The sequence below is a fragment of the Alteriqipengyuania flavescens genome, from assembly GCF_030406725.1.
Taxonomy (GTDB): domain Bacteria; phylum Pseudomonadota; class Alphaproteobacteria; order Sphingomonadales; family Sphingomonadaceae; genus Alteriqipengyuania_B; species Alteriqipengyuania_B flavescens.
In genome coordinates this window covers 897,874-912,089 of the sequence record NZ_CP129107.1, presented here as the reverse complement: position 1 = coordinate 912,089, position 14,216 = coordinate 897,874, and the positions used below count along the sequence as shown (strand labels likewise).

General features: G+C 66.9%; 14 protein-coding genes. 9 read left to right on the top strand and 5 right to left on the bottom strand.

All coding sequences use genetic code 11. The features are described from left to right. Nucleotides 1–11: 11 nt before the first annotated feature. Complete coding sequence (locus QQW98_RS04795) at nt 12–983, bottom strand: YihY/virulence factor BrkB family protein (RefSeq protein WP_290136402.1); 972 nt, start codon at nt 981–983, stop codon at nt 12–14. Beyond that, nucleotides 983–1,948 (bottom strand): DnaJ C-terminal domain-containing protein, encoded by a 966-nt coding sequence (locus QQW98_RS04790; RefSeq protein ID WP_290136401.1) that lies wholly within the window; start codon nt 1,946–1,948, stop codon nt 983–985. Before QQW98_RS04790 ends, QQW98_RS04795 begins: the two co-directional genes overlap by 1 nt. Nucleotides 1,949–2,139: 191 nt before the next feature. Between QQW98_RS04790 and pdxH the strand changes: the two genes are divergently transcribed. From pdxH to QQW98_RS04775, 3 genes are read left to right on the top strand one after another with little or no spacing between them, the layout of a single operon-like run. Beyond that, a complete protein-coding gene (gene pdxH, locus QQW98_RS04785; protein WP_290136400.1) occupies nt 2,140–2,766 on the top strand; it encodes a pyridoxamine 5'-phosphate oxidase in 627 nt (208 codons plus the stop codon). Beyond that, a complete protein-coding gene (locus QQW98_RS04780) occupies nt 2,739–3,716 on the top strand; it encodes a cation diffusion facilitator family transporter (RefSeq protein WP_290136399.1) in 978 nt (325 codons plus the stop codon). Before pdxH ends, QQW98_RS04780 begins: the two co-directional genes overlap by 28 nt. After that, entirely contained in the window at nt 3,713–4,507 is a 795-nt protein-coding gene (locus tag QQW98_RS04775; RefSeq protein WP_290136398.1) for a PhzF family phenazine biosynthesis protein, read from the top strand. The genes QQW98_RS04780 and QQW98_RS04775 overlap by 4 nt, the downstream gene beginning before the upstream one ends. Here QQW98_RS04775 and QQW98_RS04770 read toward each other — a convergent pair. Then, nucleotides 4,492–5,628 (bottom strand): serine hydrolase domain-containing protein, encoded by a 1,137-nt coding sequence (locus QQW98_RS04770; protein ID WP_290136397.1) that lies wholly within the window; start codon nt 5,626–5,628, stop codon nt 4,492–4,494. The genes QQW98_RS04775 and QQW98_RS04770 overlap by 16 nt on opposite strands. 32 nt (nt 5,629–5,660) lie before the next feature. Between QQW98_RS04770 and QQW98_RS04765 the strand changes: the two genes are divergently transcribed. Continuing rightward, nucleotides 5,661–6,017 carry a hypothetical protein gene (locus QQW98_RS04765; protein ID WP_290136396.1) on the top strand — a complete coding sequence of 119 codons (357 nt, stop codon included), beginning with the start codon at nt 5,661–5,663 and terminating at the stop codon, nt 6,015–6,017. Here QQW98_RS04765 and QQW98_RS04760 read toward each other — a convergent pair whose 3' ends face one another. Both QQW98_RS04760 and mnmA read right to left on the bottom strand, forming a co-directional pair. Next, complete coding sequence (locus tag QQW98_RS04760; RefSeq protein ID WP_290136395.1) at nt 6,018–6,953, bottom strand: hypothetical protein; 936 nt, start codon at nt 6,951–6,953, stop codon at nt 6,018–6,020. After that, the gene (mnmA, locus tag QQW98_RS04755; protein ID WP_290136394.1) at nt 6,950–8,131 is read right to left on the bottom strand and encodes a tRNA 2-thiouridine(34) synthase MnmA; all 1,182 of its coding nucleotides are present in this window, start codon (nt 8,129–8,131) and stop codon (nt 6,950–6,952) included. The genes QQW98_RS04760 and mnmA overlap by 4 nt, the downstream gene beginning before the upstream one ends. Before the next feature lie 135 nt (nt 8,132–8,266). Between mnmA and QQW98_RS04750 the strand changes: the two genes are divergently transcribed. The 5 genes from QQW98_RS04750 to QQW98_RS04730 all read left to right on the top strand — a co-directional run bounded on the left by QQW98_RS04750 (nt 8,267) and on the right by QQW98_RS04730 (nt 14,215). Then, complete coding sequence (locus QQW98_RS04750; protein ID WP_290136393.1) at nt 8,267–8,584, top strand: hypothetical protein; 318 nt, start codon at nt 8,267–8,269, stop codon at nt 8,582–8,584. Next, nucleotides 8,581–8,880: a CtrA inhibitor SciP gene (sciP, locus tag QQW98_RS04745; RefSeq protein ID WP_290136392.1), complete on the top strand. Its 300-nt coding sequence runs from the start codon at nt 8,581–8,583 to the stop codon at nt 8,878–8,880. Before QQW98_RS04750 ends, sciP begins: the two co-directional genes overlap by 4 nt. A 176-nt stretch (nt 8,881–9,056) precedes the next feature. Then, the gene (locus QQW98_RS04740) at nt 9,057–9,320 is read left to right on the top strand and encodes a GlsB/YeaQ/YmgE family stress response membrane protein (RefSeq protein WP_290136391.1); all 264 of its coding nucleotides are present in this window, start codon (nt 9,057–9,059) and stop codon (nt 9,318–9,320) included. A 232-nt stretch (nt 9,321–9,552) separates the two neighbouring features. Continuing rightward, on the top strand, nt 9,553–10,764 hold the full coding sequence (locus tag QQW98_RS04735) for an efflux RND transporter periplasmic adaptor subunit (protein ID WP_290136390.1): 1,212 nt from the start codon (nt 9,553–9,555) through the stop codon (nt 10,762–10,764). Between the two features lie 7 nt (nt 10,765–10,771). Continuing rightward, nucleotides 10,772–14,215 carry an efflux RND transporter permease subunit gene (locus QQW98_RS04730; protein WP_290136389.1) on the top strand — a complete coding sequence of 1,148 codons (3,444 nt, stop codon included), beginning with the start codon at nt 10,772–10,774 and terminating at the stop codon, nt 14,213–14,215. The last annotated feature ends 1 nt before the right edge of the window (nt 14,216 follow it).

The following is a 14,216-nucleotide window of genomic DNA, read 5'->3' as shown; positions in this document are numbered from 1 at the left end:
CGTACCCTTGGTCATGCCGCCTGCGCCGCTACCGCCTGTTCCTCGGGCGTTTCGGCCAGCGCTGCGTTCAATTGTGCGCCCACGACCATCCCTAGGCCCACCAGCCAGAAAAAGAAAAGGGCGATCATCGCCCCGGCAAGGCTGCCGTAGGTGAGATCGTAGGTGAACAGGTTGGCGAGCACCGGGGGCAGGGCGAGCGTCACCGCAACCCACCATGCCGTAACGACAAGCGCGCCCGGCCACTTGGGATAGCGCCGCACGCGGTAATGCGCCGGGGTGAGCGAGTAGAACAAGAGGTAGATCGACAGGAACAGGCCGAGCGCGGGCACGAAACGCGACAGGGCGAGGCTGGATATCAGGTCGGTCAGCCACGGGCTGGTCGCCTCGACAGCTTCGCTGATGGCGCCGATCATCACCTGCAACAGCAGCGAGACCATCAGCAGAACGACCGCACCGACAATCACGCCGCTGGAAATGAGGCGGTAGCGCCAGAAGCTCAGCGTCGCCTCCGTGCCATAGGCGCGGCGCAGGATGTCGCGGATGGTCTCGATCAGGCTACCGACCGTCCACAGGCCGAAGAAGCCGCCCGCCCACAGCAGCCAGCCGTTGCGGGCATCGACCACGTTGCGGGCGACCGGCTCGATCACGTTGGCGACCACCGGAGGCAGGGCGAACAGGATCGCATCGATGGCAGCGGCGCGGTCCCCGTCTTCGCCCACCAGGGTGAACAGCGCCGCGCCCAGGATGAAGAAGGGAAAGATCGCCAGCATGGCCATGTAGGCAAGGTTGCCTGCATGGATGAAACCGTCGTTATAGGTGCCGACGATTACGCGCTTGAATATGTCCCGGCCGCGCTCGATCGGGCCGCGATGCTTCTCCAGCCGGTGCATGAGCGCCGCCCGGCGGCGGCCTTCGGGCGTATGGTTGGGAACCGGCGGCCCGGCGTGAGGCTCTTCCTCCTCGCGGATCGCCTCGCTCGCCATCAGGCGGTAAGGTCCTTGCGCACGTCGCGGCCGTCGGTCCAGTCGCCGAGGCGGTCCTTCAGGGCGGAGACATCGTCGGGCAGCTGGATTTCCAGTGTGACGAGCTGGTCACCGCGCCCGCCCGATTTCTTCGAGAAGCCCTTGCCCGACAGGCGCATCACCGTGCCGCCATTGCTGCCCGGCTTGATCGTCAACATCACCGCGCCATCCACGGTGGGCACCCGGACCTTCGCGCCGTTCACCGCTTCGTCGAGCGTGATGGGCAGGTCCATGCGGATATTGTCGCCGTCGCGGCGGAAGAAGCGGTGGCCGTCGATGCCGATGGTGACGAGCGCGTCGCCGGCGCCGCCCGGCCCCTGCTCGCCTTTGCCCTTGAGGCGCATCTGCGTGCCGTCCTCGACCCCGGCGGGAAGCTTGAGGTCGATGGTCTTGCCGTCGGACAATGTGATGCGCTGGTCCTTGCGCGCGGCCGCATCGACGAAGGGGACGCGCAGCCGGTACTGCACATTCGCGCCGACCGGCGGGGGCCGCCGCGTGCCGGCGCTCTGCCGGCCGAAGCCGCCGCCTGCGCCCCGGGCGCCACTCCCGCCGCCGAACAGCCCTTCGAACAAATCGCCCAGGTCCACGCCTTCCGCGCCGAAATCCTGCGCGCGGAAACCGCCCTGCCCACCGGGACCGCCAGGCCTGCCGCCGCTGGGATTGAAGCCGCCGCCGAACCCGCCACCGGCGAACGGATTAACCGGCTCGCCATTCGCGTCGATCTCGCCCCGGTCGAAGCGCGCGCGCTTGTCCGCATCGGACAGGAGGTCGTAGGCGTTGGTGACTTCGCTGAATCGCTCCGCCGCTTGCGGATTGTCGGTGTTGCGGTCGGGGTGGAGTTCCTTCGCCAGCTTGCGATAGGCGGACTTGATGTCCTTCTCGCTGGCGGAGCGGGATACGCCCAGTGTGGTGTAGGGATCGGCCATGGTGTGTTAGTTAGGCAACCCACTCGCGCGCGGCAAGTGGCCTCGAGCCGCTTCCGGGCCTCTTGCGGGCGCCGCCTCGTGGCTGCGGCCTTTCCTCAGGCGAAGGGGGTGGTAAGGGGGTGCCATGATCCTCTTGCGACAACGCGTTATCCCGTTTGCGGGTCCCACGGCCACGGGGCAAGGGTTTTCCCGTGTCGGCTAGCGCGGCAGGCATTCCCGCCGCCGATCCCTTCGGCACGTTCGACGCGTGGCTCGCCGAGGCGAAGGACAGCGAGCCGAACGATCCCAATGCCATGGCGCTTGCCACCGCCACGCCGGACGGGGCGCCATCGGTGCGGATGGTGCTGCTGAAAGGTCACGGGCCGGATTGCGGCACGGGCGGCGGTTTCGTGTTCTACACCAACGCGGAAAGCCGAAAGGGGGGCGAAATCCTCGCCAACCGCCAGGCCGCGATGCTGTTTCACTGGAAGAGCCTGCGCCGCCAGATCCGCATCGAAGGCCCGCTGGAACAGGTGAGCGACGCGATGGCAGACGAATATTTCCATTCGCGCCACCCGCAATCGCAGATCGCCTCCGCCGCATCGGACCAGTCGCGCACCCTGCCTTCGCGCGAGGTCTATATGCGCCGCGTCGCCGAGCTGGAGGAGCGTTACGGCGCCGACGGCCCCGTGCCGCGCCCGCGGCACTGGACCGGTTTCCGCCTGTGCCCGACGCGGATCGAATTCTGGCAGGACCGCGAATACCGCATGCACGAGCGGCGCGTGTTCGAACGCGGCGGGCCGGATGTGGAATGGACCAGCCGGATGTTGTACCCGTGACCGCGCGCGCGCCAGCCGAAACGAGCCTCGCCAAGAGTGCGGCGGCAGCTTCGATCACCGTTGCCGTGGTGCTGGTGTCGCTCAAGGCGTGGGCTACGTGGAAGACGGGATCTGCCGCCATGCTCGGCAGCCTTGCCGACAGCGCGCTCGACCTCGTCGCCAGCCTCGTGACGCTATTCGGCGTCTGGTACGCCTCCCAGCCCGCGGACAGGGAGCATCGCTTCGGCCACGGCAAGGCGGAATCGATCGCCGCGCTGGTGCAGGTCATGCTGATCGCACTCAGCGCCTTCGGCATCCTTCTGCGCAGCACGCAGCAATTGCTCGCCGGCGCGAGAGTGGAGGCGCCGGCGGAAGGCATCGGCGTGTCGGTGGTGGCGATCGTGCTGACTTTCGCCCTGCTGGCGTGGCAGCGCTATGTCGTGGCGCGGACCAATTCGGTCGCGATCAAGACCGACCATGCCCATTACCAGAGCGACCTGCTGCTCAACCTTGCGGTGATCGCGGCGCTCGCGCTGGATAGCTATGCCGGGATCACCGGGGCGGACCCCGTTTTCGGCCTCGCCATCGCTGGCTGGCTGGGGTGGAATGCGTGGCAGGCTTCGCGCGAGGCTCTGGACCACCTGCTCGACCGCGAATGGCCCGAGGCGAAGCGGCGCCGGTTCGTGGAAGTCGCCGCGCGCCATCCGGAGCTCGCCAATCTCCACGACCTGCGCACGCGCACCGCCGGCCATGTCGATTTCGCGCAGTTCCACGTCGACTTGCCGGAGGAAATGACCGTGGGCCAGTCGCACGACATCATCGAGCGGGTCGAGGAAGACCTGCTGCGCGAATTCCCAGGTCTGGAGCTGTTCATCCACATCGACCCCGCGGGCCATGTGGACGAACCGGGCAACACGCTGGTGGAACAGGATGAATTTGCCGCGCTGGCCAGCGGCGAGGACGGCGCATGAAACTGCCGTACACCCACGTCAATGCCTTTGCCGACCGGCCCTTCACCGGCAACCAGGCGGCGGTGATGCCGCTGGAAAGCTGGCTCGACGACGAGGTGCTGCAGGCCATCGCGGCGGAGAACATGTTCGCCGAAACCGCCTTCGTCATCCCCGATGCGGGCGGAGAGACCGATTACGAATTGCGCTGGTTCACCCCGACCGAGGAAGTGCGGCTATGCGGCCATGCTACTCTGGCGAGCGGTCACGTTCTGCTGGGGCAGGATGGCGGCGACCGGGTGACCTTCCGCACGCGGCTGGCCGGCAATCTCGAAGTACGCCGGGTCGATGCGGGCTACGAAGTCGGCTTGCCGCTGATCGAAACCGCGCCGGAGCCGTGGGACGAGGCGGTCCGCCTGCTGGGCGTGGAGCCGCAGGAAGTCTGGCGCAACGACACGCGATACAACGTCTTCCTTTACGACAGCGCCGAAACGGTACGCGCGCTCGATCCCGACCTGCGCGGCCTTGGCGCATTGGGGAACGACCAGTTCATCTGCACCGCGCCGGGGGAAGGGAGTGACGTCCTCAGCCGCGTGTTCGTGCCGGGCGGCGGGGTGGACGAAGACAGCGTCACAGGCTCCGCCCATGCGGTGCTGACCCATTTCTGGACCGAAAGGCTGGAACGCGACAACTTCACCGCGCACCAGGCGAGCGCGCGGAGCGGTACGCTCACCTGCCGCCGCGACGGCGCGACGGCATGGCTCGGCGGCAATTGCGTGACGGTGGTCGAAGGAAGCTTTTACCTGGAAGGGTAAAGCTCGACGATGTCGCCCAGCGCCTTCACCAGCGGCGCGCGCTCGGCATCCTGCGTCTTGCCCAGCCGGACCACCGTCAGCCCCTGGTCGGGCGAGACGATGACATACTGGCCGAGGTGGCCGACCATCGAGAACAGCGTGTCCGCACCGGTGCCGGGGAACAGCACCGGATCGCCATTGGTCGGCTTGCGGTTGAGCCAGGTCTGCGCACCGTACTGCTCCTCGCGCGGGGAGGGGCGCGTCATGAACTCCACCCACGCCTTGGGCACCAGCTGCACCCCGTCGGCCGTGCGCCCCTTGCGCCGCAGGAATTCGCCGAACTTGGCCCAGTCGCGCGCGGTGGCGTGCATCAGGCTGCCGCCGATCAGCGTGCCGCCCGCATCGAATTCGGGCAGCATGGAATCCATACCGAGCGGACCGAACAGCTGTTCGCGCAAGTAACCCGCGACCGCCGCGCGCCGTTCTTCGGGGCTCGCATCCTGTCCCGCCAGCACCCGCGCGGCGATATCGGCGAGGATGACCGTGGTGTTGGAAGAATATTCGAACTTCGCGCCCGCGCCCGCTTCCGGCGGCTGCGCCTCGGCCCAGGCGGCCATGTCGTCGCGCCCGTCGAGGAACAGCATGCGAACCTCGTCCGATTCGTAGACCGGATCGCCCGCTTCCGTGTGGCGCAGGCCGCTGCGCATCTGCAGCAGCTGGCGCAGGGTGATGTCCCCGCGCGGGTCGCCTGTACGGCGCCAGGCCGGGATCGGCGGTCCGCGGTCGAGGTCGAGCTTGCCTTCCGAAACCAGCATGCCGATCAGCACGGCGGTGACCGTCTTTGCCATCGACCAGGAAATGAAGCGCGTTTCCGGCCCGTAGCCTTCGCCGTACCGCTCCGCCGCCAGCTCTCCATTGGCGACGACGATAACCGCGCGGGTTTCCGCCACCAGCGGATCGCTGAACAGGTCGTCTACCTGCCGCGCCAGCTGCTCGCGCGGGGCGCCGGCATTGTCGGTGACGGCGGCCAGCGCCTCTTCGGTCAGCGGCGCGGGGCCCGTTTCCGCCTCGGGAGAACAGGCGGCCAGCAGCAGGGCTGGCGCGAAGGCGGTGGCGGCGATAGGGGATAGGCGGCGCATCATTTCGGGGCGCTTCATTGGCGAGAGCAGGCAGGATGGCAACCGCAAAGCGCACACGAAAGACGGACAATACGCGCAGTCGTATCTGGCCTTACCTGTTCGTGGCAGTGCTGGTCGCCGTGGGCGCGGCGTGGCTCACCTATGAAGACACGGCGAAGGGCTATGCCATTGCCGGCACGTCCTATGGCGCGCGGGTGGCGTGTTCCTGCCGCTATGTCGGCGGGCGCTCGCTGGGCGATTGCGAAAAGGATTTCGAGCCCGGCATGGAGCTGATTTCGCTGAGCGAGGATGCGGAGGCGAAAAGCGTCACCGCCAGCTTCCCGCTGCTCGAAAGCCAGACCGCGACCTATCGCGAAGGCTATGGCTGCGTGCTGGAAAGCTGGGACGGCTGACTACTCTGCCAGCAAGCGTTCGCGGAATCCATCGGGAAGCTTGCAGCCGGGATTGTGGAGATCGTACGGCAACGGGGCGGGCGGGGAATTCGGCTGGCACGGTTCTGCCGGACGTCCGGCGGGCGTTGCAGCCTGCTTGGCGCGGCAGATCGCCTCGGCTTCCTGCCGCGCCGCCTCGTATCGCCGGTAATCGTCGCCCTGCGCCTCCAGCCGCTCCAGCGTTTCGGGCGAACACCACGCTTCGCGCGTCACTTGCGCGATATTGACCATGCGCTTCACGCCGCAGGCCTTCGCCAGCCCTGCCGGCGCTGGGATGTAATCGGGACGCGAGCAGCCGTGGCCTTCGTAAGTCCCGCCCCGCTCGCCCACCCGGATGCGGTATTGCGCCTCGCCTTCCGCCAGGCCGATGGCGAGGTAGCCTTCGGGATCGCGAAACGCTCCGGCTCCGGCGATCAGCGCCAGTGCGGGCGGCGCGCCCCTGTCGTCGATGAAAAGAAGGCACCCGTCGCGCAATTCGAGATGGCCTTGCCACATCGCCGGCCCTTCCAGCGTGCAGGTGATGACGCCGTCCTCGGGCGGATTGAGCCATGTGCGGACGGGGAAGGCGGCGAAGAACCGGGCGACATCGTGCGCAACGAGCGGGTCCGGGTATCGTCCCAGTGTCGAGCCGGGCGGCGGCTGAGTGGCGAGAGCCTGCGGGGCATCGGTCACTGTGCCGTACCCATTGGCGCCCAGCGTCATCCCTTTCGTCGGCGCGCTGTCCGCCTCGCCCGCGGGCACCTCCCACCGGGTTTCATAGCGCGGCGGTTCGTAGGCCTGCTGTCCGATTCCGGACCGGGGCAGGAAATAGAGCGCGAAGGGCAGGGCGAAGAACAGGCCGAGCAGGACGAGCGCGGCGGGCGGCACCTGCCCCGGCCTGCCGCGCCAGAAGCTCAAGCGGCGAGCGCCCGCGCCGCGGATTCGGTCGCGTCGATCCAGCCGCCACCGACCACCCGGTCGCCGGCATAGATCACCGCCGCCTGGCCCGGCGCGACGCCGTATTCGGGCGTCTCGAAAACGATGCGGATGTTCGCGCCGCCGCCGATCGCGCCGTCCAGCGTGACCGGCACCGGCTTCGACAGGCTGCGGACCTTGGCGGTCAGCGGCGCATCGGGCAGCGCGCCGATGCGGTTGGTTTCCACCACCGTGGCGGCGGTCACGGCGAGCAGGCGCTTGGGCCCGACCTTCAGCTCCGCCTTTTCCGCATCCACGCCAACGACATAGAGCGGTTCGGCCTGACCGCCGATCTCCAGCCCGCGGCGCTGGCCAACGGTGAAGTGGATGATGCCCGGATGGCGGCCCAGTTCCTCGCCCGTTTCGGCGTGGACGATCGGCCCGCCGCGCGCGCCTTCGGGCCGCATCTTCGTGACGATCCTGGCGTAATCGCCGTCGGGCACGAAGCAGATGTCCTGGCTGTCGGGCTTGGCCGCGTTGCGCAGGCCGTAGGCGTCGGCCAGCGCGCGCACCTGCGCCTTGGGCAGTCCGCCCAGCGGAAAGCGCAGGTAGTCGAGCTGGTCGTCGGTCGTCGCGTAAAGGAAATAGCTCTGGTCGCGCGCGGGATCGGCGGCGCGGTGCAATTCGGGGCCGCCCGCACCCATCACGCGGCGGACGTAGTGTCCGGTCGCGAGGCAATCGGCGCCCAGATCGCGCGCCATCTTGAACAGGTCGGTGAACTTGGGCCCCATGTTGCAACGGATACAGGGGATCGGGGTGCGCCCGGCGAGATACTCGTCGGCGAAATTCTCGACCACGTCTTCGCGAAAGGCGCTTTCATGGTCGAAGACATAGTGCGCGATACCCAGCCGGTCCGCCACGGCGCGCGCGTCGGCAATATCGTCGCCCGCACAGCACGCGCCCTTGCGCCCGGTGGCCGCGCCATAGTCGTACAGCTGCAGCGTGATGCCGATCACTTCCGCCCCGCTCGCATGGGCCAGCGCGGCGACGACCGAGGAATCGACCCCGCCCGACATGGCGACGACGATGCGGCAGTCGGCCGCCGCGCGCGGCAGGTCGAACAGCGCGGCAGCGTCTTCGGCACCAAGGCCGGCGGCAGGAATCGCAGGATTTGCGGGCATGCAGGCCCCTTACACCAGCGAAGGGGCCGCGCAAAGGGGGTGCGATGCGCGCGCTATCCGCCGGCCTTGAACTCTCAAGGAAGGGTAAAGCGCCATTTTACAAGTTCTTGACCTCTAGCGGGTAACAGCAGGGTCATGAACGAAGCCAACCACGATTCCTTCACGGCGATCGATGCGCCTGCGCTCGCCGACGAGGAGGCCCTGCGCCCGATCGCCTGGCCGGAGCTGACTGCGCGCCTCGCCGCCCAGCGGGAGCTGGCGCTGCTGATGCGGCCATCGGGTTGGCGGCGCCCGACCAGTTTCGGCAAGCTTGGCTCGCTGGACGACATCGTGCCTGCCGAACATGGCAAACGGCAAATTAACCAACACGCTTTATCAAATGGCAAAATCACGGGTGGCATTGCTGCCTCTCACCCGACAACGGCGGCCACCGGCGACCGAGGATACGAATGATCGAGAACCAGAAAATCCGCCCCGAACACGTGATTGGCCCGCTCGGCGAGCCGCTCTCGCTCAAGGACCTGCCCAAGCCGAGCACGAAGCGCTGGGTGGTGCGCCGCAAGGCGGAAGTCGTCGCGGCCGTAAACGGCGGCCTGCTGACGATTGACGAGGTGCTGGAACGCTACAACCTCACCCTGGAAGAGTTCGCCTCGTGGCAGCGCGCGGTCGATCGGTCCGGCATGCAGGGCCTGCGGGTCACGCGCATCCAGCATTACCGCGATCTCTACGATCGCCAGCTCAAGTACTGATCCGGGCCGCGCAGGCGGCATAATCCGACTGATCCGGCCTGCCGCGCGTCCTGCGCGGCGGGCCGTTTCCGTTCTCCTCCCGAAATGTTGCGCGACGAAATCGGGAACGTCTGCGGGACAATGCCGTTTCACCCGGCATAGGCCATGCAGGCCATAATAATAAACAGGAGGTACGTATGGGTTGGATTATTGCAATTATCGTCGGCGGTGTGGCCGGCTGGCTCGCGAGCATGGTGATGAACCGCGACGCATCGATGGGCATCATCTGGAACGTCATCGTCGGCTGCATCGGCTCGGTTATCGGCAATCTGATCGCCAACCAGTTCGGCGTTGCCGGAAGCGTGCAGGAATTCTCGCTTACGGGCCTGCTCGTCGCGATCCTCGGCGCCATCGTGCTGCTCGCCATCGTGAACCTGATCCAGCGCGGTCGGGTACGCTAACACACATTCTCTAGCTGTTTCGGCAGCTTTGGCAGGGGCGGTCCGGCAGTGCGCCGGGCTGCCCCTTGTCTTGCGCCCTGTGGCCGTTTCACGTCACTTGTCGAGGGAGTTGCACCCCCGGTCGGGGCGGCGATTGCTCAGGCAAACCACCCGGGCTAAGCGCGGAATGTTGCTTGCCGGGGGTGCTATATTAAGATAACACACGGCCCGATCCGCCATGGGGCACTAAGAGATGAATTACGAAACCGGCGTGGAAAAAGATAAATGGCGCCCGCAGCACGAGATTGCCGCGGATACGGACAGCCGTGTCGAAATCGACACTACCGACGATGCGGACCGGCGCAAGCGGCGGCGGATCATCATCATCGCCGTCGTTATCGCGCTGCTGGCGGCCATCGCTGCCTATGCCATGATCAAGGGCGGCGGCGCCCCCGCCGACACCGGCAATGCCGAAGAAGCCCCGGCAGTGACCGTCGTCGCGCCGGGCCGGACCACCATCGAAGGCACGCTGAGCGCGACCGGCACCATCGCCGCGCGCCGCGAAACCAGCGTCGGCGTCGTCGGTGAAGGCGGCCGCGTCGTATCCGTCAACGCCGATGCCGGCGACTGGGTGCGCCAGGGGCAGGTGCTCGTGAGCATCGACCGCTCCGTCCAGAACCAGCAGGCCGCTGCCGCCCGTGCCCAGATCGGCGTGGCGCAGGCCGATCTCGACCTTGCGCAGAGCAATCTCGAACGCGCCCTCAAGCTGGTCGAGCGCGGTTTCATCTCCACCGCCGATGTCGACCGCCTCACCGCAACGCGCGATGCGGCCCGTGCCCGGGTGCAGGTCGCCCGCGCGCAGCTGAACGAATTGCAGGCCCGCAACGCCCGCCTCAACATCTATGCCCCGGTCTCCGGCCTCGTCCTGTCGCGCAGCGTCGAGCCCGGCCAGACGGTTAGCGCCGGCACGCCCTCGCTCTTCACCATCGCCCGCGGCGGCGAAATGGAAATGCTGGCGCAGGTGGGCGAGGCCGAGCTGGCCCGCATCGCCACCGGCACCGCCGCCACCGTGCAGCCGGTCGGGACCGACCGCGAATTTTCCGGCCAGGTCTGGCAGATCGCGCCGACCATCGACCAGCAGAACCGGCAGGGCACGGCGCGCATCGCCCTGTCTTATAACGAGGCGCTCAAGCCCGGCGGCTTTGCCACCGCGACCATCAACAGCGGCACGCTGGTCGCGCCGCTGCTGCCCGAAAGCGCGGTGATGAGCGACGACGAAGGCAGCTACGTTTTCATCATCGGCGAGGACAACAAGATCGTCCGCCGCGCGGTGGAAACCGGCCTGATCACGCAGAACGGCGTGGCTATCGCCTCCGGCCTCAGCGGCACAGAGCGTGTCGTGCTTCGCGCCGGCGGCTTCCTCAACGAAGGGGAGACCGTGCGTCCGGTCGCCCCGCGCCGGTGATCGCAACGTGAATTTCCGCAACATCTCCGCCTGGTCGATCCGCAACCCGGTCGTCCCGATCGTCCTGTTCGTGGCGCTGACATTTGCCGGCATCCTCAGTTTCAATCGGATGGAAGTGCAGAACGACCCGGACGTCGATTTCCCGGTCGTCATCGTCGGCATTTCGCAGCCCGGCGCCGCGCCGAGCGAGCTCGACACGCAGATCACCGAAAAGGTGGAATCCTCGGTCAGCACGGTCGAGGGCGTGGACCTGATCGAATCGCAGGTCAGCGAAGGCTTCAGCCAGACGGTCGTGCGCATGCAGATCGGCGTCGACGTGAACGTCGCGGTGAACGAGGTGAAGGCGGCGGTCGACCAGATCCGCGGCGACTTGCCAGACGGCATTCTCGAGCCGCGGGTTTTCCGCGTCCAGAACTCCAGTCGTCCCTTCGCCAGCTACGCCGTGGAATCGGAAGACATGACGATGGAGCAGCTCAGCTGGTTCGTCGACGATGTCGTGTCGAAGCGGCTACTGGCGGTGCCCGGCATGGCCTCTGCCGGCCGGCGCGGCGGGGTCGACCGTGAAATCCGCGTCATCCTCGACCCGGCACGCATGCAGTCGCTCGGCGTCACGGCGGCGCAGATCAACTCGGTGCTGCGGCAGAGCAACCTCGATGCCGGCGGCGGCCAGGCGGAAATCGCCGGCTCGCGCCAGTCGGTCCGTGTGCTCGGCAATGCGGAAACCGCCTACGAGCTCGGCCAGCGCAATATCTCACTGGGCGGCGGCCGCACGATCAAGCTGACCGATGTCGCCGACGTGACCGATGGCAACAGCGAAATCACCTCCATATCCAAGGTCAACGGCAAGCCCGTGGTCACGTTCGGCCTGACCCGCGCGAAGGGCGAATCCGACGTCAGCGTCTATGACGCGGCGCAGGAAGTCATCAGGCAGATCGAGGAAGAGAACCCCGGCGTCGACATCGTCGAGCTCGATAACGAGGTGCAGTACACCAAGGGGCAGTATTCCTCCTCCATGGCGGCCATGATCGAAGGCGCCGTGCTGGCGGTGATCGTGGTGTTCTTCTTCCTGCGCGACTGGCGCGCGACGATCATCGCGGCGCTCGCCATTCCGCTTTCGGCGATCCCGACCTTCTGGTTCATGGACCTGCTGGGCTTCACGCTCAATTCGCTCAGCCTGCTGGCGCTGGGCCTCGTCGCCGGGGTGCTGGTCGACGATGCGATCGTGGAGATCGAGAACATCGTGCGCCACATGCGCATGGGCAAGACGGCTTACCAGGCCAGTATCGACGCGGCGGACGAGATCGGCCTCGCCGTGGTCGCCACCACCTTCTCTATTGTCGCGGTGTTCCTGCCGGTCGGCCTGATGCCCGGTATCGCGGGCGAGTTCTTCAAGAATTTCGGCCTCACCGTGGTGGTCGCAGTGCTGATGAGCCTTGCGGTCGCGCGCATGATCACGCCGATGATCGCGGCCTATTTCCTGAAATCGCACGGCCATGCCGACCACGCCAACGGGCCGTGGATCGACCGTTACGACCGGCTGTTGCGCTGGACGCTGGACCGCAGCGGCGCCGAGCGCATCCGTGCCGGGCTGGAGAAAGTCCACGCGCGCTGGTGGCAATACCCGTTCGGCATCGTGATTTTCACGGTTATCGGCCTCGTCTTCGCAGGCATCACCGGCTTGCTCTACTACCACAGCAACCAGTTCCTGCAGCCGATCATCGGCCTCGGCCTGATCCGGATGTTCCTGCTGCTGATCCTCGCCGCCGTCATCGCGTGGTACGTCACCAGCGGCTTTGCGTGGGTGCTGCGCAAGGTCATCCTCGGCATCTTCGGTTCGACCCGCTTCGGCGCGTGGTACCGCTGGCGTTCGGGCCGGTTCCGGGCGCGCTTTGCGGACAACCGGGTCAAGGTGATGGGCGTGGGCCTGATGTCCTTCGTCATGACCATCCTCGCCATCACGGCGACGCCGGTGCAGTTCTTCCCCGACGTGAACCTCGACTTCAGCCGCGTGCGCATCTCGATGGTGCCCGGCACCACGCTGGAGCAGACCGAAGCAGTCGCCGACCAGGTCGAGGACATCCTGAAACAGCAGCAGGAGGTCGAGGACGTCCTCGTCAATGTCAACGAAGGCGATGCCAACCTCAATGTCACCCTGCGCGAAGACCGCGTGCGCAACAGCCAGGATTTCGAGCGCGAGACGGCGCTGCTGTTCTCCGACATCGCCGATGCGCGGGTGAGCTTCCAGAACAATCAGGGGCCGGGCGGCGGTTCTGGACGTGACATCACTGTTTTGCTGCAGGGAAGCGATCCCGAATTGCTTTCGAATACCGCGCAGCTGGTAGTCGAAGAGATGCGCGGGCTCGATGTCGTGCGCCAGCCGCGGGTCGAGGCCGACTTGCAGCGGCCCGAACTCATCATCACCCCGCGCGCCGACCTTGCCGCTTCGCTCGGCGTGACCACCGTTGCGCTCAGCCAGGCCATCCGAATCGCCACCATCGGCGAAACCGACCAGTCCGCCGCGCGCTTCTCCCTGTCCGACCGCCAGGTGCCGATCCGCGTGATGCTGCCCGAAAGCGGACGCGGCAATCTCGACACGATCCGCAATCTCCCGGTGCCCACCGCGACCGGCGGCTCCGTGCCGCTGGAGCGGGTGGCGGAAATCAGCTTCGGGGCCGGACCAACCGAAATACAGCGCTACGACCGTCAGCGCCGCGTCTTCATCGGCGCGGACCTTGCGCCCGGCGCCGATCTCGGCACCGCGACCCAGCGGATCAACGCCCTGCCCGCGATGCAGAATCTGCCGACCGGGGTCAGCACCCAGGCGGCCGGCGGCGAGGAGTTCCTGGCCGATCTGATCGCCGATTTCCAGACCGCGCTCGTTACCGGTATCCTGCTGGTCTTCGCGGTGCTGGTGCTGCTGTACCAGCGGCTAATGAGCCCGCTGGTCAACATGGGTTCGCTGCTGCTCGCGCCGCTGGGCGGGATCATCGCGATCAACCTGATCGGCCAGCAGATCTCCATGCCGGTGTTCATCGGCATCCTGCTGCTGTTCGGGATCGTCGCGAAGAATTCCATCCTGCTGGTCGACTTCGCGATCGAGGAGATGGCGCAGGGCGTGCGCAAGTTCGATGCCATCATCGATGCGGGCCGCAAGCGCGCCCAGCCGATCGTGATGACCACGGTGGCGATGGGCGCGGGCATGGTCCCGACTGCCGTTTCCATCGGCGCGGACGGCGCATGGCGCGCGCCGATGGGTACGGTCGTGATCGGCGGGCTGCTGCTATCCACCGTGCTAACGCTGCTGATCGTCCCAGCGGGCTTCAGCCTGGCCGACGGCATCGAAAAACGCATGGGGCCATGGCTAAGCCAGCGTTTCCTGAGTTACAGGAAAGGTGATGATACCCGGACCATACAAACTCGCGCCGAAGACGGACTTCAGCCGGCCGAATAGG

What these genes read in the sequence shown, in the direction of transcription:
- QQW98_RS04795 (WP_290136402.1), bottom strand. Translation starts at nt 983, where the DNA reads ATGGCGAGCGAGGCGATCCGCGAGGAGGAAGAGCCTCACGCCGGGCCG.
- QQW98_RS04790 (WP_290136401.1), bottom strand. Translation starts at nt 1,948, where the DNA reads ATGGCCGATCCCTACACCACACTGGGCGTATCCCGCTCCGCCAGCGAG.
- QQW98_RS04780 (WP_290136399.1), top strand. Translation starts at nt 2,739, where the DNA reads ATGGACCAGCCGGATGTTGTACCCGTGACCGCGCGCGCGCCAGCCGAA.
- QQW98_RS04775 (WP_290136398.1), top strand. Translation starts at nt 3,713, where the DNA reads ATGAAACTGCCGTACACCCACGTCAATGCCTTTGCCGACCGGCCCTTC.
- QQW98_RS04770 (WP_290136397.1), bottom strand. Translation starts at nt 5,628, where the DNA reads ATGATGCGCCGCCTATCCCCTATCGCCGCCACCGCCTTCGCGCCAGCC.
- QQW98_RS04765 (WP_290136396.1), top strand. Translation starts at nt 5,661, where the DNA reads ATGGCAACCGCAAAGCGCACACGAAAGACGGACAATACGCGCAGTCGT.
- mnmA (WP_290136394.1), bottom strand. Translation starts at nt 8,131, where the DNA reads ATGCCCGCAAATCCTGCGATTCCTGCCGCCGGCCTTGGTGCCGAAGAC.
- QQW98_RS04750 (WP_290136393.1), top strand. Translation starts at nt 8,267, where the DNA reads ATGAACGAAGCCAACCACGATTCCTTCACGGCGATCGATGCGCCTGCG.
- sciP (WP_290136392.1), top strand. Translation starts at nt 8,581, where the DNA reads ATGATCGAGAACCAGAAAATCCGCCCCGAACACGTGATTGGCCCGCTC.
- QQW98_RS04740 (WP_290136391.1), top strand. Translation starts at nt 9,057, where the DNA reads ATGGGTTGGATTATTGCAATTATCGTCGGCGGTGTGGCCGGCTGGCTC.
- QQW98_RS04735 (WP_290136390.1), top strand. Translation starts at nt 9,553, where the DNA reads ATGAATTACGAAACCGGCGTGGAAAAAGATAAATGGCGCCCGCAGCAC.